At 39.7% G+C, this 24,383-nt stretch carries 17 protein-coding genes, 1 tRNA gene and 1 pseudogene; 12 read left to right on the top strand and 7 right to left on the bottom strand.

Going from position 1 to position 24,383, the window contains the following annotated elements; genetic code table 11:
• Positions 1-340: 340 nt before the first annotated feature.
• A complete protein-coding gene (locus NWP25_RS07645; RefSeq protein WP_280699128.1) occupies positions 341-3,232 on the top strand; it encodes an anti-phage-associated DUF1156 domain-containing protein in 2,892 nt (963 codons plus the stop codon).
• A 56-nt stretch (positions 3,233-3,288) separates the two neighbouring features.
• A complete protein-coding gene (locus tag NWP25_RS07650; RefSeq protein ID WP_280699130.1) occupies positions 3,289-5,997 on the top strand; it encodes a phospholipase D-like domain-containing anti-phage protein in 2,709 nt (902 codons plus the stop codon).
• A gap of 22 nt (positions 5,998-6,019) precedes the next feature.
• Here the strand turns inward: NWP25_RS07650 and NWP25_RS18520 are convergent, their stop codons facing one another.
• Positions 6,020-6,436: a helix-turn-helix domain-containing protein gene (locus tag NWP25_RS18520; RefSeq protein ID WP_313959067.1), complete on the bottom strand. Its 417-nt coding sequence runs from the start codon at positions 6,434-6,436 to the stop codon at positions 6,020-6,022.
• Between the two features lie 229 nt (positions 6,437-6,665).
• Between NWP25_RS18520 and NWP25_RS07665 the strand changes: the two genes are divergently transcribed.
• From NWP25_RS07665 to NWP25_RS07680, 4 genes and pseudogenes are all read left to right on the top strand, one after another.
• Positions 6,666-6,896 (top strand): hypothetical protein, encoded by a 231-nt coding sequence (locus NWP25_RS07665; protein ID WP_280650529.1) that lies wholly within the window; start codon positions 6,666-6,668, stop codon positions 6,894-6,896.
• Between the two features lie 420 nt (positions 6,897-7,316).
• A pseudogene (locus NWP25_RS07670) lies at positions 7,317-7,516 on the top strand (WecB/TagA/CpsF family glycosyltransferase); the annotation flags it as partial.
• A 190-nt stretch (positions 7,517-7,706) separates the two neighbouring features.
• A tRNA-Gln gene (locus NWP25_RS07675) sits at positions 7,707-7,778 on the top strand.
• 580 nt (positions 7,779-8,358) lie between these two features.
• On the top strand, positions 8,359-10,653 hold the full coding sequence (locus tag NWP25_RS07680) for a GumC family protein (protein ID WP_280699132.1): 2,295 nt from the start codon (positions 8,359-8,361) through the stop codon (positions 10,651-10,653).
• 198 nt (positions 10,654-10,851) lie between these two features.
• Here NWP25_RS07680 and NWP25_RS07685 read toward each other — a convergent pair whose 3' ends face one another.
• A complete protein-coding gene (locus NWP25_RS07685) occupies positions 10,852-11,328 on the bottom strand; it encodes a hypothetical protein (RefSeq protein ID WP_280650527.1) in 477 nt (158 codons plus the stop codon).
• Positions 11,329-11,424: 96 nt separating this feature from the next.
• On the bottom strand, positions 11,425-11,667 hold the full coding sequence (locus NWP25_RS07690) for a hypothetical protein (RefSeq protein WP_280650526.1): 243 nt from the start codon (positions 11,665-11,667) through the stop codon (positions 11,425-11,427).
• Positions 11,668-12,007: 340 nt separating this feature from the next.
• Here NWP25_RS07690 and NWP25_RS07695 point away from each other — a divergent pair, with 340 nt between their 5' ends.
• Positions 12,008-12,553 carry a serine/threonine protein kinase gene (locus NWP25_RS07695; protein ID WP_280699134.1) on the top strand — a complete coding sequence of 182 codons (546 nt, stop codon included), beginning with the start codon at positions 12,008-12,010 and terminating at the stop codon, positions 12,551-12,553.
• A gap of 329 nt (positions 12,554-12,882) precedes the next feature.
• A complete protein-coding gene (locus NWP25_RS07700) occupies positions 12,883-13,254 on the top strand; it encodes a KR domain-containing protein (RefSeq protein ID WP_280657561.1) in 372 nt (123 codons plus the stop codon).
• 20 nt (positions 13,255-13,274) lie between these two features.
• Here the strand turns inward: NWP25_RS07700 and NWP25_RS07705 are convergent, their stop codons facing one another.
• Complete coding sequence (locus tag NWP25_RS07705; protein WP_280652280.1) at positions 13,275-13,790, bottom strand: helix-turn-helix domain-containing protein; 516 nt, start codon at positions 13,788-13,790, stop codon at positions 13,275-13,277.
• A 255-nt stretch (positions 13,791-14,045) separates the two neighbouring features.
• Between NWP25_RS07705 and NWP25_RS07710 the strand changes: the two genes are divergently transcribed.
• Positions 14,046-15,371 carry a hypothetical protein gene (locus NWP25_RS07710; protein ID WP_280652281.1) on the top strand — a complete coding sequence of 442 codons (1,326 nt, stop codon included), beginning with the start codon at positions 14,046-14,048 and terminating at the stop codon, positions 15,369-15,371.
• Positions 15,372-15,423: 52 nt separating this feature from the next.
• Here NWP25_RS07710 and NWP25_RS07715 read toward each other — a convergent pair whose 3' ends face one another.
• The 3 genes from NWP25_RS07715 to NWP25_RS07725 all read right to left on the bottom strand — a co-directional run bounded on the left by NWP25_RS07715 (position 15,424) and on the right by NWP25_RS07725 (position 20,213).
• Positions 15,424-16,569 carry a SpoIID/LytB domain-containing protein gene (locus NWP25_RS07715; RefSeq protein WP_280657558.1) on the bottom strand — a complete coding sequence of 382 codons (1,146 nt, stop codon included), beginning with the start codon at positions 16,567-16,569 and terminating at the stop codon, positions 15,424-15,426.
• Positions 16,570-16,668: 99 nt separating this feature from the next.
• Positions 16,669-18,861, bottom strand: coding sequence for a GumC family protein (locus tag NWP25_RS07720; RefSeq protein ID WP_280699167.1), 2,193 nt, complete (start codon positions 18,859-18,861; stop codon positions 16,669-16,671).
• 392 nt (positions 18,862-19,253) lie between these two features.
• Entirely contained in the window at positions 19,254-20,213 is a 960-nt protein-coding gene (locus NWP25_RS07725; protein ID WP_280652283.1) for a ribonuclease Z, read from the bottom strand.
• 150 nt (positions 20,214-20,363) lie between these two features.
• Between NWP25_RS07725 and NWP25_RS07730 the strand changes: the two genes are divergently transcribed.
• From NWP25_RS07730 to NWP25_RS07740, 3 genes are all read left to right on the top strand, one after another.
• Positions 20,364-21,980, top strand: coding sequence for an RluA family pseudouridine synthase (locus NWP25_RS07730; protein WP_280699136.1), 1,617 nt, complete (start codon positions 20,364-20,366; stop codon positions 21,978-21,980).
• 102 nt (positions 21,981-22,082) lie between these two features.
• On the top strand, positions 22,083-23,213 hold the full coding sequence (locus NWP25_RS07735) for a carboxylate-amine ligase (RefSeq protein WP_280699137.1): 1,131 nt from the start codon (positions 22,083-22,085) through the stop codon (positions 23,211-23,213).
• Positions 23,214-23,301: 88 nt separating this feature from the next.
• Complete coding sequence (locus tag NWP25_RS07740; protein WP_280652286.1) at positions 23,302-24,369, top strand: agmatinase family protein; 1,068 nt, start codon at positions 23,302-23,304, stop codon at positions 24,367-24,369.
• The last annotated feature ends 14 nt before the right edge of the window (positions 24,370-24,383 follow it).

Below are 24,383 nucleotides of genomic sequence, written 5' to 3' on the forward strand. Positions count from 1 at the left end.
CTATTCCCTATTCCCTATTCCCCGTTCCCTATTCCCTATTCCCCGTTCCCTATTCCCTATTCCCCGTTCCCTATTCCCTATTCCCTATTCCCTGTTCCCTATTCCCTATTCCCTATTCCCTATTCCCTATTCCCTATTCCCTATTCCCTATTCCCCGTTCCCTATTCCCTGTTCCCTGTTCCCTATTCCCTATTCCCTGTTCCCTGTTCCCTGTTCCCTGTTCCCTGTTCCCTATTCCCTGTTCCTGTTAGTTTAACATACTAAGTTCGATAGAACCAAAATTTTATTCAATAGGGATAGAAAAGAGTTATACTTTTAACCTCTATAACTAATTAAAATAATGCTGTGTTTTATTGAAACTCAATTTCCTGTATCCAAGGTATCCAAGGAAAGTTATAAGGAACGTAAAGCCAACTATTCACAAACTTTAACAGGTTTAGGTAAATGGTGGGGGCGAAAACCTTTAATTTTAGTTAGGGCTATTATTTTAGGATTATTGTTACCAACTTCAGATAATCCTAAAAAAGACCGCGAAATCTTTCTAAAAATTTTGACAATGGATGATGACGGACTTTGGCAACGTAAAACCAAGTCTATCTCGATGAAAGATATTTATAGCCGATTGAACCCAACCGAAAGAGTAAAATGGTTCGCTGATGATTCTACTGATGAAAAGCCTAAATATCAAAAAGGAATTACTCAAATACAAAAGCAAGAATTACAGCAAATTATATTTAATACTTTTTCCTATGACGAGAAGTTAGAATATTGCGATCGCCCAGAACAAATATCTGGACCAACAACCGAAACCTGGCAAGAAATTAATGCCCATCTCCAAACTACCGCAGAGAATTTACCCCAATTAATTCAACAACTAGGAGAGCGTCAATTTGGGCATACTCCCCGTGTGGGTGATGCTTTTTGTGGAGGTGGGAGCATACCTTTTGAAGCCGCTAGAATTGGTTGTGAGGTTTACGCTTCAGACCTAAATCCTGTAGCAGCATTACTTACTTGGGCAGCTTTAAATATCGTCGGTGGGGGTGAAGAAGTTGCCCAACAAGTGCGAGCAGCACAGCAACAAGTTTATGATGCTGTAGATGCACAAATCACCGCTTGGGGGATTGAACATAATCAGCAGGGTTGGAGAGCAGATGCTTATCTTTATTGCAATGAAACTAAATGCCCTGAATGTGGTTGGTTAGTTCCTTTAGCCCCCAGTTGGGTAATAGGAGAAAAAACCAAAACTGTAGCTAAACTTGTTCCAGATACAGAAAATCGACGCTTTCAAATTATTATTGAATCTAATGTTTCTGCTGGTGATATGAAAACCGCGAAAGAAGCAGGAACAGTACACAAATCAAGTTTAATTTGTCCCCATTGTCACCAATCTACCCCCATGACCATGATTAGGGGTGATAGGCGTTCTAATAATGGGACAGAATATGGTTTAAGATTATGGGAGAATGATGATATTGTTCCTCGTCCTGATGATGTTTTTCAAGAACGTTTATATTGTATCCGTTGGGTAAAAACTTATATAAATGATCAAGGGAAAGAACAAACAAATCGTTACTATTGCACCCCAGATGAAGATGATTTAAACCGGGAATCACAGGTTTTACAGTTATTAACTGAACGTTTCCATGATTGGCAAGAGAAGGGTTATATTCCTAGTCGTAAAATTGAACCAGGAGATGAAACAACGCGACTACTGCGTGAACGTGGGTGGACGCACTGGCATCATTTATTTAATCCGAGACAGTTATTGATATTAGGAATATTTGCAGTAATAATTCATAAAACGATTAATAATGATAATCAGAAAACTGCTTGTTGTTTAGGATTAAATAAAGTTATTAACTATAACGCTAAATTAAGTGCATGGGATTCAACATCAACAAAAGAAATGGTGGTGTGGGTCTTTTCCAATCAAGCATTAAATACATTAATGAATTATGGAAGTAGAGGTTTTATTGCTACAAGTACATCTTGGTTTTATGAATTACAAGCTTGCGAGGCATTTGGTAAATTTATTGTATACACATCTGATGCACGAAATATTCAAGAATTTTGCAATATTTGGATCACAGATCCCCCTTATGCAGATGCAGTAAATTATCACGAATTATCAGAATTTTTCCTAGCTTGGTATGAAAAACATATAACTAAATCATTCCCTAATTGGTACACCGACAGTAAACGCGCCTTAGCCATTACAGGAAAAGATGAAAACTTCCGTAAAAGCATGGCTGAATGCTACCGTAACCTAGCAAATAATATGCCAGATAATGGCATTCAAATTGTTATGTTCACCCATCAAGATGCAGCAGTATGGGCAGATTTAGCCCTGATACTTTGGGCATCTGGGTTAAGAGTAACAGCCGCTTGGTGTATTGCTACCGAAACAGATTCAGCCTTAAAAGAAGGCAACTATGTACAGGGAACAGTCATCTTAGTTTTAAGAAAACAAACCTCAGAAGATACAGCGTTTTTAGATGAACTTTATCCCCAAGTGGAAACAGAAGTTAAAGCCCAACTAGACTCAATGTTAGCATTAGAAGATAACGAAGATCCTAACTTTAGTGATACAGATTATCAACTAGCTGCTTACGCTGCTGCATTACGAGTTTTAACCCAATACAAAACTATTGAAGATTTTGATATTACTTACGAACTGTCTAAACCCCGGACAAAAAGCGAAACCTCAGAGATAGAAAAACTAATTGCTGATGCTGTTAAAATTGCCTGTGATTATCTTGTACCCACAGGTTTCGACTCTTTCATCTGGAAAGGTTTGACCCCTGAAGAAAGATTTTACCTCAAAGGGTTAGACATTGAAACTCACGGTGAATATCGGTCTGGTGCATATCAAGAATTAGCTAGAGGTTTTGGCATTAAAGAATATAAATCAATGCTAGATAGCGGTAAAGCTAACGAAACTCGCTTGAAAACCGCCAGCGAATTTGCAACCAAACAATTAGGGGATATTGGCTTTGGCGCATCCTTAGTTAGAAACACTTTATTTGCTATTCGGGAAATAGGACGCACCGGAGAAGCCCAAAAAGGTAAAACTTGGCTACGAGATGAAATCAAAGATTACTGGAATCAACGTAAAAATATTGTTGCAATCCTGCAATTTCTGTCAGCAATGGGACAAAGAACACCGCATTGGCGACTCGATGCAGAAGCAGCAAGATTATTAGCAGGAGCAGTCAAAAATGATAGTATTTAATACTTAAAAAAATTGATTTTATAACGTTTAATTAAAAACTTTTCATAGCATAAAAAATGGTGATTCATAGATTTTCTTCCCGGCGGATAAAATTAGATCAATCCTTCCTAAATCAAAGACTACGGGGAGCAAAATCTTATGACCGTATAGCAGGATACTTCAGTTCTTCTATGTTGGAGGTAGCAGGAGAAGCCCTAGAAAGCATTACAGGATTAATTCGCATCGTCTGTAATTCTGACTTAGATGTACGTGATGTAGAAACTGCTAAAGCTGCTAATTTTGCTATGCGTAGGGAATGGTGCGCCTCTGAACCAGAGAAATTAAGTGACTATAGTAAACCACGTTTTTCACGTCTTTACGAGTTTCTGCGCTCCGGTAAAATGCAGGTAAAAGTTCTTCCCCTAGAAAAGTTTGGTTTAGTACATGGTAAAGCAGGGGTAATTACCCTTACCAATGGCAATCAAACCTCATTTATGGGCAGCACCAACGAAACTTATAATGCCTGGAAGCTGAATTACGAACTACTTTGGGAAGATGACTCACAAGAAGCTATCCAATGGGTACAAGAAGAATTTGATAGCCTTTGGAATAGTCCTTTTGCTTGTAATCTGTGTGATTTTGTCGTTGAAGATATTGGTCGTATTGTTGAGCGCAAGGTAATTCCCAGTGTTGATATTTGGCGAAAGCAACCAGAAGCCGCTGCTGCAATTATTGAAACACCTGTTTACCGCCAAGAATATGGACTTTGGGAACACCAAAAATACTTTGTCAACTTAACCTTTAATGCTCATCGCACCACTCATGGAGCAAGATTTGTTTTAGCAGATATGGTGGGTTTGGGTAAAACTATGCAGTTAGCCATGTCTGCAATGTTAATGGCGCTCTATGGCGACAAGCCTGTACTTATTTTAGTTCCTAAGCCCTTATTATGGCAGTGGCAGGAAGAAATGAAAAACCTGTTAGATATGCCCTCAGCGGTTTGGGATGGTAAGCGCTGGACAGATGAAAATGGTATTGAGTATCCCATAACCGATGCTGCTGGTATTAAAAAATGCCCCCGTCGAATCGGACTTGTTTCCCAAGGATTAATTACCAGCAAGTCTGAATCTGTGTCATATCTCAAACAACTAACCTATGAGTGCGTGATAGTAGATGAGGCACACCGCGCTCGCCGGAAAAATCTTGGACAAGATAAGCACCACGAAAGACCAGAACCTAATAATTTAATGGCGTTTCTGTGTCAAATTTCTGCCAAAACTAAAAGTTTATTATTAGCAACCGCTACCCCAGTTCAACTTTATCCCATAGAAGCATGGGATTTAGTCAATATACTTGCCTCTACAGAAAATGAATCAGTATTAGGGAATATATGGAGTCCTTGGCGCAATGCTCAAGAAGCAATATCAGTTGTCACAGGTGAACAGAATTTACCTGAAGATGAACAGGACTTATGGAGTTGGATTCGTAATCCTTTACCACCATCTTCTGAACACCGATATTTTCAAATGATTCGCCGTTCTTTAAAATTACCTGATAGCACAGCAGTAGTCCCTGGAGGTGGGTGGTCTAAACTCAAACAATCAGATCAACGACGGGTAAAAGATTTAGGTAAAAATTTTGCTCAACAGCATAATCCATTTATCCGTCATATTGTTAGAAGAACAAGAGAATTTTTAGAAAATTCCATTGACCCAGAAACAAATGAACCTTATTTACAGCCAGTTAAAGTAGAATTATTTGGTGAAAGTGACAAAGATGCCATTAGATTACCTCCATATTTAAAAGAGGCCTATGAATTAGCAGAAGAATTTTGCCAACTACTTAGTTTAAGAATGAAAGGGGCTGGGTTTCTAAAAACATTATTACTACGGCGAGTTGGTAGTACTATTCATGCAGGTATGAATACTGCCAAAAATATGCTTCAAGATTGGAATGATGTTCAAAATGAAGATGGCAATGAAGATGAAATTATTCCAGTTGAAGAATCAAAATCTTTGACATCTAATGAGAGAGAATTACTGCAAGCATTTGTCAATGCTTTAAAAGCTAACCAAGAAAGAGATCCTAAATATCAAGTTATTGTAGATATACTTTTAAAACAAGAATGGTTACAACAAGGTTGTATTATATTTTCTCAATATTTCGATTCAATATATTGGTTAGGTAGCCAACTTTCTCAGGAAGTTATTCAGAAAGAACCTATTGGAATTTATGCAGGTGGGCAGAAATCAGGAATCTTTTTAGGTGGTGTATTTAATAAACAAAACCGAGAAGAGTTAAAACAAATGGTGCGCCGAGGAGAGATGCGATTACTATTAGGAACTGATGCTGCTAGTGAAGGTTTAAATCTCCAACGTTTGGGAACTTTAATTAATCTTGATTTACCCTGGAATCCAACAAGATTAGAACAGCGTAAAGGCAGGATTCAGCGCATTGGACAACTAAGAGATACAATCTGTGTATATAATATGCGTTACAAGGGGTCTGTAGAGGATAGGGTTCACGAATTACTTTCTAATCGGTTGTCAGCAATTCATCAGATGTTTGGGCAAATTCCTGATGTTCTCGAAGATATCTGGATAGAAGTTGCTATGGGAGAAATTGCAAAAGCTAACCAAACCATTGATGCTATTCCTAAACAACATCCTTTTGAAATTAAGTACCATAAACTGGAGAAAATAGCTTGGGAGTCTTGTAGTCAAGTTTTAGACAGTAGTGATAAAAAAAAGCAATTATTACAGAGTTGGTACAATTTTTTGGGTTAAATTCCGAAACTTTATCACTCTATTAAATAATACTTGAATCAAATTGCTTTTTGATATTTCGCCATTTCCCCAAACGGCAATCTACAGCGATCGCACATTCCATATTCCCATAATGCCGGAATCTTAAACCGCGCACCACATTTAGGACACTTGGATAGTAACCGCAAATTATGGCGATCGCATCCCCCCGTTTCCTTAAACTGCCATTCAATCCGGTGACAAGGTGTTTCCGCATAACAAGCACCACATAACCGACTAAGCCATTTTCCTCCCACTTTTTCACTAAACGCTGCACCGTGCGGACTGACACATCAAGCTTTGCAGCCGCCTCCTTTAACTTCTGCCCATAACTTGTGCGATCGCACGGTTTAAGCAAACTTTGTATTACCTCTAACTTCCATTGGGTTTCCTCTGGGAGTTCTGTAACAATCACATTCATCTCAGGAGGTGTGTTACTTTCTTCTCATAAAGTTTCCGCAACATCTACTGATGTATAAACAGTAAAATTAAATACACTATATTCCGTCCATGAAATAATCTGACATTTAATTTGTCACTGAACTGGATTGAAGTATAGTATGGTAAAACAACTAAAGCCTTTGTAAAACAAGGATTTGCATCATGACATTAATTTGTTATAATGACATGTAATTATTCACTGTACAAATATGCAACTTAAAAGATGGGAATCTCCCCGTAGACAAGGGAGAAACGATAAAGGTAGAGGTGGTTCAGCAAGAAAGCGACAACTCAAAAAGCAAAGGCAAATGTTACGCCAACAACTAAAAGAAGGTAACAAACTAAACAACAACAAAAATTACTCAAAGGGGGAAGAAAAAAATCTTCCCTCTTTTTTTATAGAGTTTGTTAGCAAGATTGACCAATTTCTCAAAATTTAATCTAAACCCTAAAAAAACTCTTCTTCGTTACATAATTTAACTGTTACAATCATAGGCTTACTGATAAGCAAAACTACTTTTTTAAGTCAGGAAAAACCAGGTCATTACGTAAGAGTATCCGACGGTAGTGTAATGTTTGCATAAATAAAATCCTGGATAAATATGAAGTAATGATGAAGTTAGTGTTTAATTGTGCAACAAGTAGTGACTCTCACAGTAAGTTAATATAGGTTTCCCAAAAGTTATGATAATACTCAGTGAATGGCAAAACTACTGAGATAAAAATTTAACCTCTATGTATTTACGTATGAGCATATGATCAGCCTATAAAAAATCAAAAAAGCTGTCTCATTTGATTTTTGACTTTTAGCAATTCCTGAAGTGATGACTAGTTATTATTCCTAACACAAGGGGAATTTTATAGAGGGAAAAGCATTTCTACCTAGTCAAAAAGTAATTGATTTTCCTATTACTGCTTTGCCTTTTGATGAGCAAATACAAACAATCAAATACAAACAATACTGAGATGGGCGATGGTAAGTCAAAGCAAGTATGTGTGTGTACCAAACCTACACATGCTCATGGAAGCTCACTGCAACCCAGACTTTGCTTACCTATTGCATCCAGGGTTAGTATACATAGGTGTGTTATTTTTTTGTTCTGTTCATAGAAAAAAAACATCAGCTCAGTCATGGGAGGACCGTGCCAAACTTGTAACATTATTTCTTCTAAATTTTTTTTTCTAAATTTCCCCTCAAAGTACTTGACATAATCCAGGAGAATAGTGCTATATTGTTGGATGTAAGTCTTTGGGGCGTAGCCAAGTGGTAAGGCAGCGGGTTTTGGTCCCGCCATCCCTAGGTTCGAATCCTAGCGCCCCAGTTAAGGAGTAGAGTAATCTGCTTCTTGCTTTTTTTTCTTCAAAAACAACCTGCCATCACCGGATCACTGTGAAGATTGGATACTGGTGGGGTGGTATTTGCTGAAACTATGAACACAAATATTTCTGAGTCAATTTCCCTATTAGGTTCAGGTTTATTTAGAGGTTTTTGAGGAAACATCTTAACACTGACGGAATAAAAGTTAACAAGCATCTTTCCGCATCAAGATAAATTTTGATAACAAATTTTAAATATATGAAATTTCTGTATAGCTTTCTTCCCAGAGGTAAGTAAGCAAACAAATTAAGCCAACACAATGTTATAGTGATATGGAATTGCTTTTAGTTTAACCATATTGTCAGCACTGCATTGAAAACAATGTGCATGATATCTAGGTTATTTTACGACAAATATACCGTACTAGCTTGTTTGTCTGATATCACTAATCATGCAGTAGTTGGGTGGAAATAAAGCAACATAAGGCAAGAATGTAGAAAGTCAAGTAAATACGTTATTTTATCAAGACTAAATCGAATCTTTGGTCTGTGTAAATAATTTCAGGAGTTTAAAATAGAAATATCATGCTCCAGTCAAACACATCTCCGCAACTGTTATCACAATTGAAAACCCCTCAATTAAATGATCATAATAATCATGATGATGAACTAAATCTGGGTCAAGTTATAGCAGTTTTACGTCGCCGATTGTTGTTAATTATTAGCATGACAAGCTTACTAGCAACTGTAGCCGTATTGAAAGCAAAAACAGATCCCCCAGTTTATCAAGCTAAGTTTGATATTTCAACGAAGCGCATAACCCGAGAAAGTCAGGTTATAGCCAATGTACCTCAAACCCTCAATCTCCAACTGAATGTCAATGCTGGTCAAGAACAACAAGAACTAGAAACAACAATTACAGTTTTGCAGAGTCCGTTAATTATCGAACCTGTGATTAAACAACTCAAGGAGGAAGACCCGAACTTTATTGAAAGGCTGAAAGTTCAATATCCAGAGTATGTTGCCAGTCTTGAAGCTGAATATGGAGAAATCACTCCTAATTTACTTTACAAATTTTTTATCCACAATTTAACTATTACTTCTGCACAACCAGATATCATCAATGTTGAATTTGTCAACTCAGATGAGAAACTAGCTATAAATTTTGCCAATTTATTGGCTAAAGCTTATTTGAGTTACAGTCTAGATCAGCGTCAGTCAGATGTTGTTCAAGGCATTAATTTTGTTAATGAACAAAGAAAGCCTCTAGATGAACGGGTCAAATACTGGCAAAACGAACTGAGAAAATTACCCTTAGAAAATAGCTTAATAGACCCAATACAAAAATCTCAAATATTATCTACTCAAGTTGCAACTTTGAGACAACAGCAAATTGATAACAAAGTAGAGCTAGAACAGTTAATAGCCAGATATCATGACTTGCAAAGTGAGTTAGCATTACAGCCAGGAGCAAGGGCTGGTAATTCCTTGCTCAGTGAGCATAACCGCTACCAAAGTATATTGAATGAAATTCAAAAAGTAGACATTGAAATTACACAGAAGTCAGCCATATTCCAAAATAACAATCCCGTCATGGTGACTTTAAAAGAGAAAAAAGCTCATTTACTTCCTTTGCTGGCTCAAGAAGAGTTGCGGGTACAAAAAGATTTACAAAGCCGCGTTCCCACCCTGTCAGGGCTTGATAATTCTTTGAGAGAAAAAATAATCAATCTCAATAATGAAATAAGTGGCTTGGCAACGGTTAGCCGTAATTACGCCAACATTGAACGGGAATTACAAATTGTCACTGATGCTTTTACCCAATTTACAGCTGAACAACAAGCTTTACAAACAGAGAAAAGTCAAAAGCAGCAACCTTGGTTACTACTTGATCCTAAATTAGCCAAAGCCAACTATCCTGGTACCGTATCAGAAAGTGCCAGGAGGAACCTAGGGGTGGGAACTGCTGTAGGTTTACTATTGGGTGTCGGAACAGCTCTAGTTGTGGATAAACTCAGCAACATCTTTTATACAGCCCAAGAACTCAAAGATACCACAAAACTGCCATTATTAGGCATAGTACCTTTAAGAAAAGAATTACAAACAAATCACCAGAAAAATAATTTATCTCCAACAGTCCAAAAAGCAAATAACGCCTCATTTTTTGAAGTTTTTCCGTCGCTGTACACCAATATTTTGCTGTTGAGTTCAGATATTCCCATTCGCTCTTTCGTGATCAGTTCACCGAGTCAGGGAGATGGTAAGTCTACCATTGCTATACAACTAGCACAAGCGGCTGCCGCTATGGGTCAAAAAGTGTTACTTGTAGATGCTAACCTTCGTTGTCCCAGCTTACATAATCGGGCAGGACTGATGAATATTCAAGGATTAACTGACATCATTTCCCACGATTTACATTGGCATAATGTCATCGAGCCATGGCCTTGGGAAGAAAACTTATATGTCATGACTGCTGGACCAATTCCACCAGACTCAGTGAGACTGCTTGCTTCTGGCAAAATGCAGGAATTAATATATAATTTACAAACAAGTTTTGACTTAGTTATTTATGACACTCCACCTTTGTTAGGGTTTGCAGATGCTCACCTCATAGCTGCTCATACTAATGGTATTGTTTTAGTCGCAGGTTTAGGTAAGGTCAAACGTACTGCACTACTGCAAGTATTAGAAGAAATTCAAATATCTGGCACTTTTATGTTAGGAATAATTGCTAACAGATCCAAGGAATCTATTGCTGTATCACACAACTACTATCATCAATATTACCAGCAGAGTATAAATACTCAAATATCCAGTGAACAAGCAGAAAGCAATAATGGTTCCATTGGTGCAATTATGAATAAAATGAGAGGAAGTTAACCAAAATCATCGGATACAAGCTTCGCTATGGTATAGTATTTGCCCCGCTGGGTTTTTAATCCTTGTGACTTTCCCCTCATCTCCATATCTCCCCAAGGTGTTAGGTTGCAAACTAACTAGAGCATTAGTAAGGGAAAATTAGCAAATCAGCAGCTAGTTAATTTCCTTTGAGGACAGCTTCTTTTTTATTCTCAATAATTAGTCAGGAGATTGTAAAGCTTGATCTAAAACTTGCCGTGCATATTCTGCTTTAGCTCGTGCTTCTTGGTAACGTAAGTTAGCCTGAGCAAAGTTTTTCAGCACTTTAAAACCTTCCTTCAGTCGAGCAATTTCTTCTTCAGTGATGGGACTATCGGAAAACAAAACATCAACAGCTTTACGAATTTCTAGTGCATCAGCCCGTGATTCTTGCACCTTGAGCTTAAGTGTCGCTAAATTATTCAAAATCTGGACAGCTTGCGTAATAGCATCCTCGCCACTAGCAGAATCATTAGCTGATTCTTTAACTTCAATTAATTGTTGAGGGCCAAATCCCTCCTCCAGTTCCGTGGAAAGCTTACCTCCATCCATCAATGCTATCAGTTGATCCATAGCTTTCTCACGGGCTTTGGCTGAATCCTTTCCAGAAACAGTGAGTATAATTTCTGGACTTTGAGCTAGAGTATACTGAACCATATTTAGAACAGAAAAATTGCTGATTAACCAAGCCAAGGCTCCTAATTATAACATAGATAAACCCCGGTATGTAGAGTCCACACCAGGGGGATTAACTTAACTCAACTTTACTTGATACGGAGTCAGTTCGTCCCCGCGCAAATATTTTCGCTCCGGTAGAAAGCCTTCATGATCTGCCCACTCCAGCACGATGTAATCTAAAATCCGAGATTCAATTTGATTTTGTAAAACCTCCAATCGAAAGCCAATTACACAACCAAACTTACCATCCTCAAAAGCCACTAAATCGTTAATTTGGTGCTTTACAGGTGGAAATAATCGAGGTGATATATTATTCATAGCTCTATCCTTTTCTACTAAGGTTTTGAGTTAGAGGGGCAGTAAATTTGGCAGATTTGCTGTCTCTTGTTTATTTATATATATAATTACTTAATTTTAACCTAATGTCAATGATTATCTCTATTTTACTCATTAAAGCTTAATTTTTCTCCATCATACAAAAAGAAGAGACATAGCCAATACAACACATTCCACAAAACAGTCACAGACCATCCATTCTCCCCAAAGAAAGAGACGTTCTAGCGTAACATCGGTACTGCTTGCATTGTCATTGACTACAAAATGATGATTATCTAAGGTTTATGTTACATTAATCACAGTTATTTGCTGCTACCAAACAATGAACTATCCAGACTTTGTACCACAGGGTTATGAAGTGACCAAGGAATTGGGACGCAACCGGGAAGGGGGGAGAATTGCTTGGTTAGCGTCACAGTTACAGACAGGTCAACAGGTAGTAATTAAGCAGTTCTGTTTTGCTCAGACCGGTTCTAGTTGGTCAGCGTATAAAGAACATGAGCGGGAAATTCAAGTGTTAAAAGGACTGAAACACCCCGGTATTCCTGAATATTTAGGCGCATTTGCAACAGATGACGGCTTTTGCTTAGTTCAAGAGTATAAAAACGCCCAGAGTTTAGCAATCCAGCGCAGCTTTGACCCGGAGGAAATTAAACACATAGCAGTTAAAGTTTTAGAAATATTAGTATATTTACAAAATCGTATACCTCCGGTAATTCATCGAGATGTGAAACCGGAAAATATCTTAGTAGATGAGCAATTGAATGTGTATCTCATTGACTTTGGCATGAGTCGCATTGGTAGTCAAGAGGTGGCGGCTAGTAGTGTATTTCAAGGTACGCCGGGTTTTATCCCCCCGGAGCAATAAGGTGTTCCCTGAGATACTCAAAGTAAAATACAATTATCCTCAACTCAAACCCCCCATTGAGTCCCTACAACCAGAAACCCCAACCTCAATTCTATGGATGTATTGAAGATAAAACATTCTTCCGCCATCCCCAAGCAACCAGAAAGGGAGCCAATAGAGTGAAATTCCTGCTAGATACTAATACCTGCATTATCTATATTGCGTGACCAAAAAATTAATAAAAATTCTTAGCAACTATTACAGCATAAGTATCAGATTATCTTCCTGTCATAGCCAATAGGAAGATCAGCTGTTGCGTTCTTCTACACCGCTAAATAAACAGTGATATTATGCTAAGTTCCTTACAGCAATTGCAATCATCCCTCTCAGCTGTTGTCGGTGGTATAGGCTTTGCCGCTTATGGTGGGGGGAACTGCTTTATGTATGCCATTGCTCATCAACGCAGTCAAACAAATCACACACCTTGGATTAGTATCAACTGGAATGCTGTCAGTTTATCAGAAATCACCACTTCCACAGGTCCAGCCTTAGCAAATTTGGCCATGACTCATCAGGAGATGTGGCAAGTCACAGAAAGGATTTTGGCCCAACCTCCAGCCCCACAAATCACAGTTTCTCATACTTGGAGAATCATAATCTACAGTGATGTTCCGGTAAATGTAATTTTCATAAACTCGTTGTGCCATGAGGTAGGCTACTAACCCCTACCCCTTGGCGAAAATCAAAACAGCTTGTCAATATAAGCATTTAAATCACTGCGTTTGATTCGCCACCCCCTACCAATCACTTTCGCGTTTAATTCCCCCGCAGTGATGGCATCTTTGAGAAATTCCTTAGACAAACCAGTTAATAACTGTGCCTCAGCCATGGTCAGCAGCAACTTATCCGCCACAGGTACTTCGGGCTGATGATCGTTTTTACTCAGCAATCCTTCCATAACTGACGACAGCTTATCTAAAAGACCAATCTCGGCAAACTCCATCATCCTACCAGGTTTTTGTACTTGAATACCTATGTTTTGCTTTTGCTGTGTTGCTATTTGACGAGATTCAAAAGCAGGTTGTACAATGCCCTGGCCTAATTCCACCTTGAAAGCTTCCAATTCTGCTTGTTGAAAATTAGCAGTGGGATAAGTTTTCCCCTTCTCGTACCTAACACTGATTCGCCCCTGCTGTACATACCGCTCAAACACATGGACACTCACACCCAGAAAATCTGCGGCCTCTTGTTTGTTCATAAAATTACCACTAAATGTTACCAAGTTCTATCATGTCATTTGACCCTATTGGTCACACCCGAAGGCCAGGGGAAAATGAAATAGCCTTTGTTTGCGGTGGCTTCCCCTTGACCAAAAACAGGGAAGCCGGTTGAGAGTCACCCTTTTCAAAGTGCAGTAAGTCTTAATTTTTTCCAGATACTCATGCTCAAAAAACTAAAATAAAACTTTATACTTAAAAAAGATTAAAGCAAATTTTCATAGGAGGGAAGAGTCGTGACTCCCAATCCCACCATTATCCAGGCTGTAGAAAAATTGGGTTACCGAGTGACTGCCGGTGATGTATCAAGTCAAGTAGGCTTGAATATCGCCGCAGCTAATCAAGGGTTGTTAGCACTCGCTGCTGATGCTGGCGGACATTTACAAGTAGCAGACACAGGTGATATTGTTTACCAATTTCCGCAAAATTTCCGCGACATTCTCCGTAATAAACACTTTTACATGCGGTGGCGGGAATGGTGGAAAAAGGTTTGGGGAGTTGTTTTTTACCTGATTCGTATTTCTTTTGGTATTTTCTTAATTATTTCTATTGCCATCATAACTCTTACCATCATTATCATTGTTACTGCCTCTAACACAGATCGGGATGATAACGATAGGGGTAGCAGTTCTAGATCTGGTGGGCCTGGGGTATTCTTTTTCCCATTTCCAGATTTACTTTGGTACTTCAGCCCCAATTATTATGAAACGCGCTACCAAGAAAGGCAATATCACAGACAGCAACAAACAAGCCAACAAAGGGATTTGAACTTCTTTGAGGCTGTATTTTCGTTTTTGTTTGGCGATGGTAACCCCAATTCCAACTTAGAAGAACGCCGATGGCAAGAAATTGCTGGTGCGATTCGTCATCAGCGTGGTGCAGTGGTAGCAGAGCAAATTACTCCCTATCTAGACCATCTCGGTGAAAGTTATACACAAGAATACGAAGATTATATGCTGCCCGTTCTAACTCGATTTAATGGAGAACCACAGGTAAGTCCCCAAGGGCAGATTGTCTATTATTTCCCAGAGTTGCAAGTCCAAGCAGTCAGAACACTTCCTCAGCCAGTCCCCACCCACCTAGAAGAATATCCTTGGCGTTTTAGTGCAGCGAGTTCAGGACAAATTATGCTGGCTGCTGGGTTGGGTGTACTCAACTTTGGAGCAGCATTAATATTAGGAGGCTTGATAGCTGATGGTACAGCCGCCGCCCAACTGGGGGGATTAGTAGCTTTTGTAGAAGGAATTTATTGGCTGTTGTTAGCTTACGGCGCAGGTTTTTTAGGTATACCCCTAGTGCGTTATTTTTGGATTAAATGGCGTAATAAAAAAATTGCTGCACGCAACCGTCATCGTCTAGAGCGGAGTAAACTGTTAGCAAACCCAGATGACACTTTACAGGAAAAAATCCACTACTCACAACAGTTTGCCTCAGAAAAAATCATCAGCAATGAAGATTTAGTCTATTCCACCGAAACCGACTTACTCCACCAAGAAGTTCAGCGTTCTCCACAAATAGAGGCTGAATGGCAAAAGCGGCTACAAGAAGGAACTGGGGAGTAGGAGGAAAGAAAGTTATTGGTCATTATTGACCAATGACCAATAACCACCCTCATTACCTTGTTTTAATTGGCGTTAGAGCCACTCCTTGGTAGTAATGTCCTAAAATTTGCAAGTGGTTGGCTCCTTGTCGAGCTAAGTTGTATGCTCCCCACTGACTCATTCCTAACCCATGACCAAAGCCTAAACCTTGTAGTACAAAGTTACTATTTGCATCTCTACTGATACTAAAACGAGTGCTTTTCAGTTTGAGGGCAGTACGCACTTCTTCACCTCTTAGTACCCTTGTACCTTTATCACCAACAATTTTTAAAACTTTAATGCTACGAAAAGGTGAATAGGCTTCTGGAATCATGTCTTTAACATTGCCCACACCAGAAATTTCAGAGCTAATTTCATCAGGGGAAAAAGTTTTCACCCAGTTACAGGCGCTGATATTTTGATCATAGTCTTGAACAGCACGCAGATAAGCTAGGGGATTTCCCCAAACATCCTCAACATTTTCAGTGTGTCCCCCAGAACAAGCATGGAAAACAGAAAGAATAATCTCATTGTTATGTGTTAGTACTTTCCCGGCTGTGGCATCAACTGCGGTGTAAATAGTAGGAGATTCGCTGATCACTCCTTTGTAAATTTGCCAACGGTCTGGACTATCCCCTAAGTCATAGGTGGGATGATTGCGCTGTTGCTTGCGCTTATAGAGAGCATAGGTACGAGCTGCAATAGCTTGAGCTTTGAGTGCTTCCTGTGGCCATCCAGAATCCATTTCGCCACCGATGACACTGTAGAGATATTCTTCTAAATCAACCCAGTTAATAACATCTAAACCTTTATCTGTAGGCACAACCAAGGTCCTACCACGATACCAGCGATCGCCAATATAAACAAATCCATCACCTGTGGGTTCAATCCAAAATAAACCAGACTGCCATCTATCCAAAGCCACACCACCGGGGATACTCTGGGCATTAAATGAACTCATGGACGGTAATTGTCCAAGAGTACGGCCCGTACTATCTTTAACAAGGGCAGTTGTAGAACTGCCAACTTTGACTTGATTAACTCCCCTCTCAATTGCCACGCGCAGGATTACAGATGCTTGAGCCGGGGCTATTAAAGCTATCCACAAGAAGATACCTATCCACCAATGACGTACTTTGACCTGGGAAAATAAAGAACCTAGTAACAGTTGAAATTTCATAGTGTTTACTACTTCAGATCAGACTTTTATCTAATGTGGGGAGTTGCCCTTGTTTCATAATTATGCATTAGTCATTGGACATTGGGTTTTTCCTGTTCCTTACTCACCACTTACATCATTGGCAATAATTCCCACTAAGTTCAACTTGCTCAAAATTGCTATGGCTTGAGTCAATTCCTTGGGGGTGACATAACCCATCCGCCCTACCATGACAATTCCCTGACACAATGATGCTAGAATCCCCGCATCAACACTATCTAAAATTGGCGGAGCATCAATGATCACTAAATCATAGGTCTGCTCAAAGAACTTAATTAACTCTTGCATTCGCTGTTGACTTAGCAAGTTAACTATATCTTCTGGTGTGGGGCCAGCAGTTAAAACATCGATAGCAGGGTGAATAGGCTGGATGTAATTTTCAATTTCAGCATTTGCTTCATCAAGCAATAATAAAGATAATCCCCAGTCATTAGATAATTGTAAGATGTTATGTAGCTGAGGATACCGCAAATTAGCATCAATCAATAATATGCGCCCATGCCTGCGAGCTGCACTAGCCGCCAGCCCCAGAGCTAGAGTTGTCTTACCTTCTCTAGATAATGCCGAAGTTAACATCAAAGACTTTAGGGGGTACGAATGGTTAAATACTTGAATGTTTTGGTAGACCATATCGAAGCTTTCGTGACATGGTAACCAAGTATTAGTTTCAACCAAAGACAGAGCTAAATTTTCTCGCTGCTGCCAAAACAACATGGGTAAACGCTTTTTGAAATTACGCAGCGCTAACTTTGGCACTGACCCCAATAATTGCACTTTTGTCAGCTTCTGTAATTCTTGTAAAGAATAAATAGTGTAATTAAACATTCCCCAAGTTAAAGCCACTGCAATACCTAAAATGGGGCTAACTACAAATCCCCCAAGTACAAGTATTGATCTGCGGTTACTGGTAGCAGTTCCCAAATTTGGTTCCTCTAACACTTGCCAATCAAACCCTCCCTGAGAAATCTTTAATCCCAAATATTGTTGCGCTTGAAGTAATTGCTCAAGTATTTTGCGTTTAGTTTCTACTACCGGTAGCAAGCGGTTATACTCAGCTATGAGGCTAGGATATTTCCTCAGTTGCGAACTGAGTCGCCTTTCTGACTCAGATAAACTATTGTTATGAGCAATCAGTCCTTTAATAATTGTTTGCACCTGAATAAACTCTTCCACCAGGGAGGGGATAACTTCTGCTGTTTCCCCTTGTATCAATAGTAATTTTTTGCTATTGTTGTCTATTTTTTTGTCACCTAGCAGTTCTTGCATTTCTTGCTGCAACAGCGTTTTTTGACTTTGATGTTGCTCCTTCAGATTTTCTAATATTGGTGACTCCTCTGTGTAGCGCATTTCCTCCTTAGCTATTGCCAATTCAGTCTTTTTAATTTCATTCAATAGCCATTGGTAACGACTTGACTGATTTAAACGAGAAGCAATTTCTGCGTTCTCGGACAAAGCAATAATTTTTTCTTCCAGGTTATTGTACTGAGCTTGTACATTTTTTAGCTGTGCCCGGGCAATTTCTCGCTGTTTTTCAATCTTGGCAAGAGACTCTAGCACAATTTTACTTTGTACTTCCGGATCCACTATATTATGCTTACTACGAAAATTTTCTAAGTTCTTCTCGGCTTGACTCAGCTCTTGTTTAATATGGGGTAAGCGAGTGCTGACAAAGTTAAGTCCTTGATTCAGTTGTTCTTTTTGTTGCTGTATATTGTGGTCTTGATAAACTTTTAGTAAAGCTTGTAACACTTTTTGTGTTTTAACGGGATCATCCTCATAAAAGGAAACTTCAAATACTTGACTTCGAGGTTCATTAACCCCAGTCCTAGCTGATAACTGCTGCACTACTAAAGGTGATTTTTTGTCGTTATTATTACCTTTAATATCTTCTATGGTCAGATTTGGATAATCAGAATGCAGAATATCTACAGCTTTCTGAATTAACTTAGAACTCACCATTAGTTTCATCTGAGCAATGTAGTCAAACATTGGTTGCTTGGATTCAGTTAACTCATTATTTTCACCTAATTGGATATTATTTAACCTGACACCTTCATATAAATTAGAATGTACCAATATCTGCATCGAGCTTTTGTAATTCGGTTTGGTATTAATAGCTAACAAGCCAAAGATTGACATAAATATGCAAGAAACACCTAAGCACAAAAAGCGTCGACCCAGTAAAATTTTAGGTAGTCGTTTGACGTATAACGCGTTTATTGAAGAGTGATGAACCAGTTTGTTGTGATTCATACTTGTGTTAGCCACTATCCAATTCCTCTAATATCTAAACACAGAAAAAACATTTATGAAGATTATGAAGTCAATGGCGAAAAACAAATTTTTTTCAACCTATAGACCAAACATAATACTAAATATTTCTCATTTCAATTATGAAGAATTTTTAGAAAAAATCATCCGGCTAACTTCACTACAAAAATTAAGTAATATTCACAACAAGAATTAATAAATTAACTAATTCATTCCCCACCAGACATAACTTTTTAAATCTGACTGTAAACACAATTACCTATCTATTCAATGAGCAGCATCAAGTGTTAATCTCTATTGCCAGTAATAGAGAAAGTTTATGTCAACCAGGGCGCGAATAACCGCCATCCCCTTTTGTTCATATTCAGTTTTTTTTAACTACTGATTTCCGTTAATTCTACTTCCCGTCGCCTGGGCACATTGTAAGCCATGAAATCATAAGCCATATCTGTATGGGGAAAAATTGCCCTGGCTTCAAACAGTAAATCTTTTAATTCTATAATGTTTCCAGGAGCATAACGGGGACTGAAATGAGTCATAATTAACCGATGCACCCCAGCTGCTAAGGCTGTTTGCGCCGCCATTGTGGTTGTGGAATGCAATCGCTGAAAAGCTAAATCTGCATCTTGGTGAGCAAAAGTTGCTTCATGAATTAATACATCGGTATCTCGTGCCAATTCCACTGCACCGTCGGAATAAATTGTATCTGTACAATAGGCTATTTTGCGTCCTATTTCTGTGGGTCCGCATAATTCAGCACCATTAATTACTCGTCCATTAGCTAAAGTCACTGTTTCACCACGCTTGAGTTGACCGTAAATTCGACCGGGGGGAATTCCCAAGGCTTTGGCTTTTTCCACATCAAAGCGTCCCGGTCGGTCTTTTTCTGCTACACGATAACCAAATGCTGTAATGCGGTGATGTAAAAGACCACAGCTAACAGTGAATTCATCATCTTCATAAACGATTCCCGGATGGACAACATGAACTTTCACCGGATAGGAAAAATGTGTGTGAGAGTAACGTGTGCAGGCTTGGATATACTCATTTAATCCCGGTGGCCCGTAGATATCCACTCGTTGTACATTACCACCTAAACCGCAACTTGCCAGCAGTCCCATTAAGCCAAAAATATGGTCACCATGCAGATGGGTGATAAAAATTCGGGACAGTTGGCTCATTTTCAGGTCACTCCGCAAAATTTGATGCTGAGTACCTTCGCCACAGTCCAATAACCATAGTTCTGCCCTTTGGGGTAATCTGAGCGCTACGCTAGAAACATTGCGCGATCGCGTGGGTACACCAGAGCTCGTCCCTAAAAATGTGATCTGCACAGCGTTTTTTGGCCTTCCTCTTACTGAACTTTACGCCTAGTATTTCTTACTCTCTATATTGGCACGGTTTTTGGGCAAAATACTTTCCTCTGGACTAGGATATGTTTTGATAGTAATTGCATAAACTGTAATTTTGTAATTTTGTGACCCTTGACCTCAACTCCTAGCTATTGGTATGAAGGGCGTTGTCCTCAAACTGGTGATTTATTGAGATTGCCCCGCACTGCTCTTGTAGAAGCCATTGCTGGTGATTTAATGCAGCAACTAGCCAGGGATGAAATTTATAATCGTGAAGGCAAAATGTATGGTGTCTTGCTGGTGGAACTACCTACAGGAGAAAGGCAAATTTTAAAAGCATTTTCTGGTCTGCTCAATGGTTGCAGTGTAATTGAGGGTTGGGTTCCGTCAATTCCCGGACGAGACGAAGTAGCCAAAGAAGAAGCCCGCACCTTGGCCGAACTAGAAGCTATCAAACAAGAAATAATTACTCTCCAGCAACTACCCGCAAGACAGCAGTATGAAACTCTATCTTACGAATTTGAGCAGCAATGGCAACAGATGAGCGATGGCCATCGCCATTGCAAACACCAACGTCACCAAAAACGTCAGTTATTTAACCAACAACTCACCCAAGAAGCACTGACTAATGCCCTAGAACAACTCGACGCAGAAAGCCGTCACCAAGGAATTGAGCGCCGCAGATTCAAAGCCAAGCAAAATGCAGCGTTACAACCTTTACAGGAACTGATTACCGCAGCAAACAGAGAAATACAGGAACTCAAACAACGGCGTAAAGGACTATCCCGCCAATTACAAAGGCAAATGCACGCCGCCTATTCCTTGATGAACTTTTTAGGGCAATCCCTATCCTTGCAACAATTAATGCCCGGCAGTTCCATGCCCACGGGTACTGGAGATTGTTGTGCCCCCAAGCTTTTACACTATGCAGCTCAACATCAACTTACACCCATAGCTATGGCAGAGTTTTGGTGGGGGAAATCTTCAGAAACACAGGACAAAGTACAGGGGCAATTTTATGGAGCTTGTGTTGAGCGTTGTCAGCCGTTAATGGGTTTTTTGCTGTCTGGCTTAAAATCTCGGCCCCCAGCCTTGGTAACCACAAGTGATCAAGGGTTGAATTTACCGATTATTTATCAAGACCAATGGCTAATTGCTGTAGACAAACCCCCAGGACTACTTTCAGTTCCTGGTCGTCATCACCATAGCCAAGATAGTGTTCTCAGTCGTTGGCATTATTTTTACCCAGATGATGAGGAAATTATGACGGTGCATCGGCTAGATCAGGAAACTTCTGGTATTTTACTACTGGCGCGAGTCCGGGAAACCCACCGACAACTAAGCCGGCAGTTTCAGAAACGCCAAGTTCATAAAGTTTATGAAGCTATACTTTCTGGTTCTGTCAGCAAAGATCAAGGTGTGATTGAACTACCACTATGGGGAAATCCTCAACATCGCCCCCATCAACAAGTAAATTGGCAACATGGTAAACCCAGTGTCACACGCTTTCGGGTAATGGACACAAAAGGAGACTACAGCAGAATTGAGTTTATACCCCTAACGGGACGTACCCACCAGATCAGAGTTCATGCTGCGGATAGGCGTGGACTAGGGATAACAATTTTAGGCGACAAACTCTATGGATGCAGCGCTCCTACCAATCGGTTACATTTACACGCGAGAGAATTGACCTTTGAGCATCCACAATTGAAGCAAACAATTCATTTAATCGCAAAAACCCCGTTTTGATTTTTCAGCTTTAAAGCAGAAGTACAGAAGAGAAAATCTTAATTAAACTGGTAATTCACATCTACCGACTTGTACCGGCCAAACAAAAATAGCATGACAGGCATGGAATTTAAAAGCTCTCCTCGATTTTCTCTCGGTATGGAAATTGAATTACAACTGCTCAATCCCAATACCCTGCAATTGGTAGATGGCATTTTACCTTTATTGGCACAAGAACCGCAAAATTCCTTGATCCAACCGGAGTTTAATCAAGCCTCTGTGGAAGTTACCTCCCCGGTTTGCGGGGATGTCTATGAGTTAGAAGCAAATATTTTAGATATTCTTTCTCGCCTTAAAGGCAAATGCCAAAACTTGGGTATGGATATTTGTACAGCTGGTACTCATCCATTATGCCATCGCCTTACCACTGTCACACCCATTCCCAGATATTTAGCCCAGCAAACTGTATCGGGCTATTTAGCAGATATGATGATGACTTTTGCTCTGCACATTCATGTTGGTATGCCCTCAGGTGATTCAGCTGTAGACATCATGGCTAGGCTAAAGCCTTATCTCTCCATTTTACTGGCGTTGTCTGCTAGTTCACCTTTTTGGTGGGGGCATGATACTAGCTTTGCTTCTTATCGCCACCGCTTTTTATCATCCATGAGAACCTATGGTGTCCCTCCCAAGTTTGCAACCTGGCAAGATTTTGCTGATTTCTTTACCACAGCCCAAAAGGCCGGTATGTTTGACATTATCCGGGATATTCACTGGGATTTGCGACCCCAACCTAATTTAGGAACTTTAGAAGTCAGGGTGATGGATGCTCAACCAACGGTGAAAGAGTCAATCATGCTGGCAGCTTTTGTCCACTCCTTAATAGTATATCTCTATAATTGCCGGGAACAAACAACCACAGGATTTTTGTTAGCTCCCTTACCTTGGTTGATGGAAAAAGAAAACCTTTTTAGAGCATCGCGTTGGGGTTTAGATGCCAATTACATCGAAGATTGCCAAGGTAACAGCAGACCAATCAGGAATATAGTTAAGGATATTTTAGAAGACCTGGCAATCACTGCCGATAGTTTAGCAGAACAGCCTTATTTGAATTTGTTGGCACAACGATTAGAAACAGGCCCTAGCTATATCCGCCAACGACGAGTATTTGAAAGTACAGGTTCTTTAAAGGCGGTAGTTGCTTCTTTAGTCAGGGAACTAGAACAGGAATTGACATTGCATCAACAATTGTAATTGACTTGATTCAGCAAAGCTTGTTTTTTAGCTACGATATATCTTGGCGCGAATTAACAGCTTATCCGTGGGTACACCATCCAAAACAATGACTATTCAAAAATCAGACTACAATCCCAGTGGCGTAGGTCAACTCAATGGCAACATTTTCGGTTTGCCATGTGATTATGAGTCTGCCAACTTGATTGTCATTGCTGTACCGTGGGAAGTAACTGTATCCTACGGTGCTGGTACAGCCAACGGGCCACAGCGAATTCTCCATGCTTCGGTGCAACTAGATTTGTTCGATTTCGACAATCCTGATGGTTGGAAACAAGGAATCTTTATGATGAAAATTCCCCAGGATATTTTAGAAAAAAACGCACATTATCGCACCTTAGCCGCAAAAATTATTACTCGACTGGAACAAGGTCAACCACTGACCACTGTACCAGATTTAACTTCGGTATTGTCAGACATTAATCAAGCCGGTCAACAAGTAAATGAATGGTTATTCACCCAATGTCAAACAGCAATACAACAGGGGAAACTTGTTGCAGTCATTGGTGGTGACCACAGCGTACCTTTGGGTTACTTCCAAGCATTAGCCTCTCATTACCCCAATTACGGCATTTTACACATTGATGCCCACGCAGATTTACGCCATGCTTATGAGGGATTTGAGTTTTCCCACGCATCTATTATGTTTAATGCCCTGAAAATACCGCAGATATGTAAATTGGTACAGGTGGGTTTGCGTGATATTTCTCATGATGAAGTAGCCATGATTGACCAATCACGCGATCGCATTGTTGGTTATTACGACCCAATCATCAAACAAAAACTGTACGCTGGTAACACTTGGATTGATTTATGCCGAGAAATTATCACTCATTTACCAGAATACGTTTACATTAGTTTTGATGTTGATGGACTTGATCCCAAACTTTGCCCAAATACAGGTACTCCTGTTCCTGGGGGGTTGGAACTAGAGCAAACTTTTACTTTATTCCGAGAATTAGTAAAAAGCGGACGTAAAATTATTGGTTTTGATGTCTGCGAAGTCGGTGATGCTGAGTGGGATGGTAATGTCGGGGCACGAATTGTTTACAAACTAGTGAATTTAATGGGTTTAACTAAAAATGAGGTTGCTCATAACATTGGATCCCGGAGCTAGTGGTCTTCACAATC

The organism is Umezakia ovalisporum Ak1311 (genome assembly GCF_029891685.1).
GTDB lineage: Bacteria > Cyanobacteriota > Cyanobacteriia > Cyanobacteriales > Nostocaceae > Umezakia > Umezakia ovalisporum.

What these genes read in the sequence shown, in the direction of transcription:
- NWP25_RS07645 (WP_280699128.1), top strand. Translation starts at nt 341, where the DNA reads ATGCTGTGTTTTATTGAAACTCAATTTCCTGTATCCAAGGTATCCAAG.
- NWP25_RS07650 (WP_280699130.1), top strand. Translation starts at nt 3,289, where the DNA reads ATGGTGATTCATAGATTTTCTTCCCGGCGGATAAAATTAGATCAATCC.
- NWP25_RS18520 (WP_313959067.1), bottom strand. Translation starts at nt 6,436, where the DNA reads ATGAATGTGATTGTTACAGAACTCCCAGAGGAAACCCAATGGAAGTTA.
- NWP25_RS07665 (WP_280650529.1), top strand. Translation starts at nt 6,666, where the DNA reads ATGCAACTTAAAAGATGGGAATCTCCCCGTAGACAAGGGAGAAACGAT.
- NWP25_RS07680 (WP_280699132.1), top strand. Translation starts at nt 8,359, where the DNA reads ATGCTCCAGTCAAACACATCTCCGCAACTGTTATCACAATTGAAAACC.
- NWP25_RS07685 (WP_280650527.1), bottom strand. Translation starts at nt 11,328, where the DNA reads ATGGTTCAGTATACTCTAGCTCAAAGTCCAGAAATTATACTCACTGTT.
- NWP25_RS07690 (WP_280650526.1), bottom strand. Translation starts at nt 11,667, where the DNA reads ATGAATAATATATCACCTCGATTATTTCCACCTGTAAAGCACCAAATT.
- NWP25_RS07695 (WP_280699134.1), top strand. Translation starts at nt 12,008, where the DNA reads ATGAACTATCCAGACTTTGTACCACAGGGTTATGAAGTGACCAAGGAA.
- NWP25_RS07700 (WP_280657561.1), top strand. Translation starts at nt 12,883, where the DNA reads ATGCTAAGTTCCTTACAGCAATTGCAATCATCCCTCTCAGCTGTTGTC.
- NWP25_RS07705 (WP_280652280.1), bottom strand. Translation starts at nt 13,790, where the DNA reads ATGAACAAACAAGAGGCCGCAGATTTTCTGGGTGTGAGTGTCCATGTG.
- NWP25_RS07715 (WP_280657558.1), bottom strand. Translation starts at nt 16,569, where the DNA reads ATGAAATTTCAACTGTTACTAGGTTCTTTATTTTCCCAGGTCAAAGTA.
- NWP25_RS07720 (WP_280699167.1), bottom strand. Translation starts at nt 18,861, where the DNA reads ATGAATCACAACAAACTGGTTCATCACTCTTCAATAAACGCGTTATAC.
- NWP25_RS07735 (WP_280699137.1), top strand. Translation starts at nt 22,083, where the DNA reads ATGGAATTTAAAAGCTCTCCTCGATTTTCTCTCGGTATGGAAATTGAA.
- NWP25_RS07740 (WP_280652286.1), top strand. Translation starts at nt 23,302, where the DNA reads ATGACTATTCAAAAATCAGACTACAATCCCAGTGGCGTAGGTCAACTC.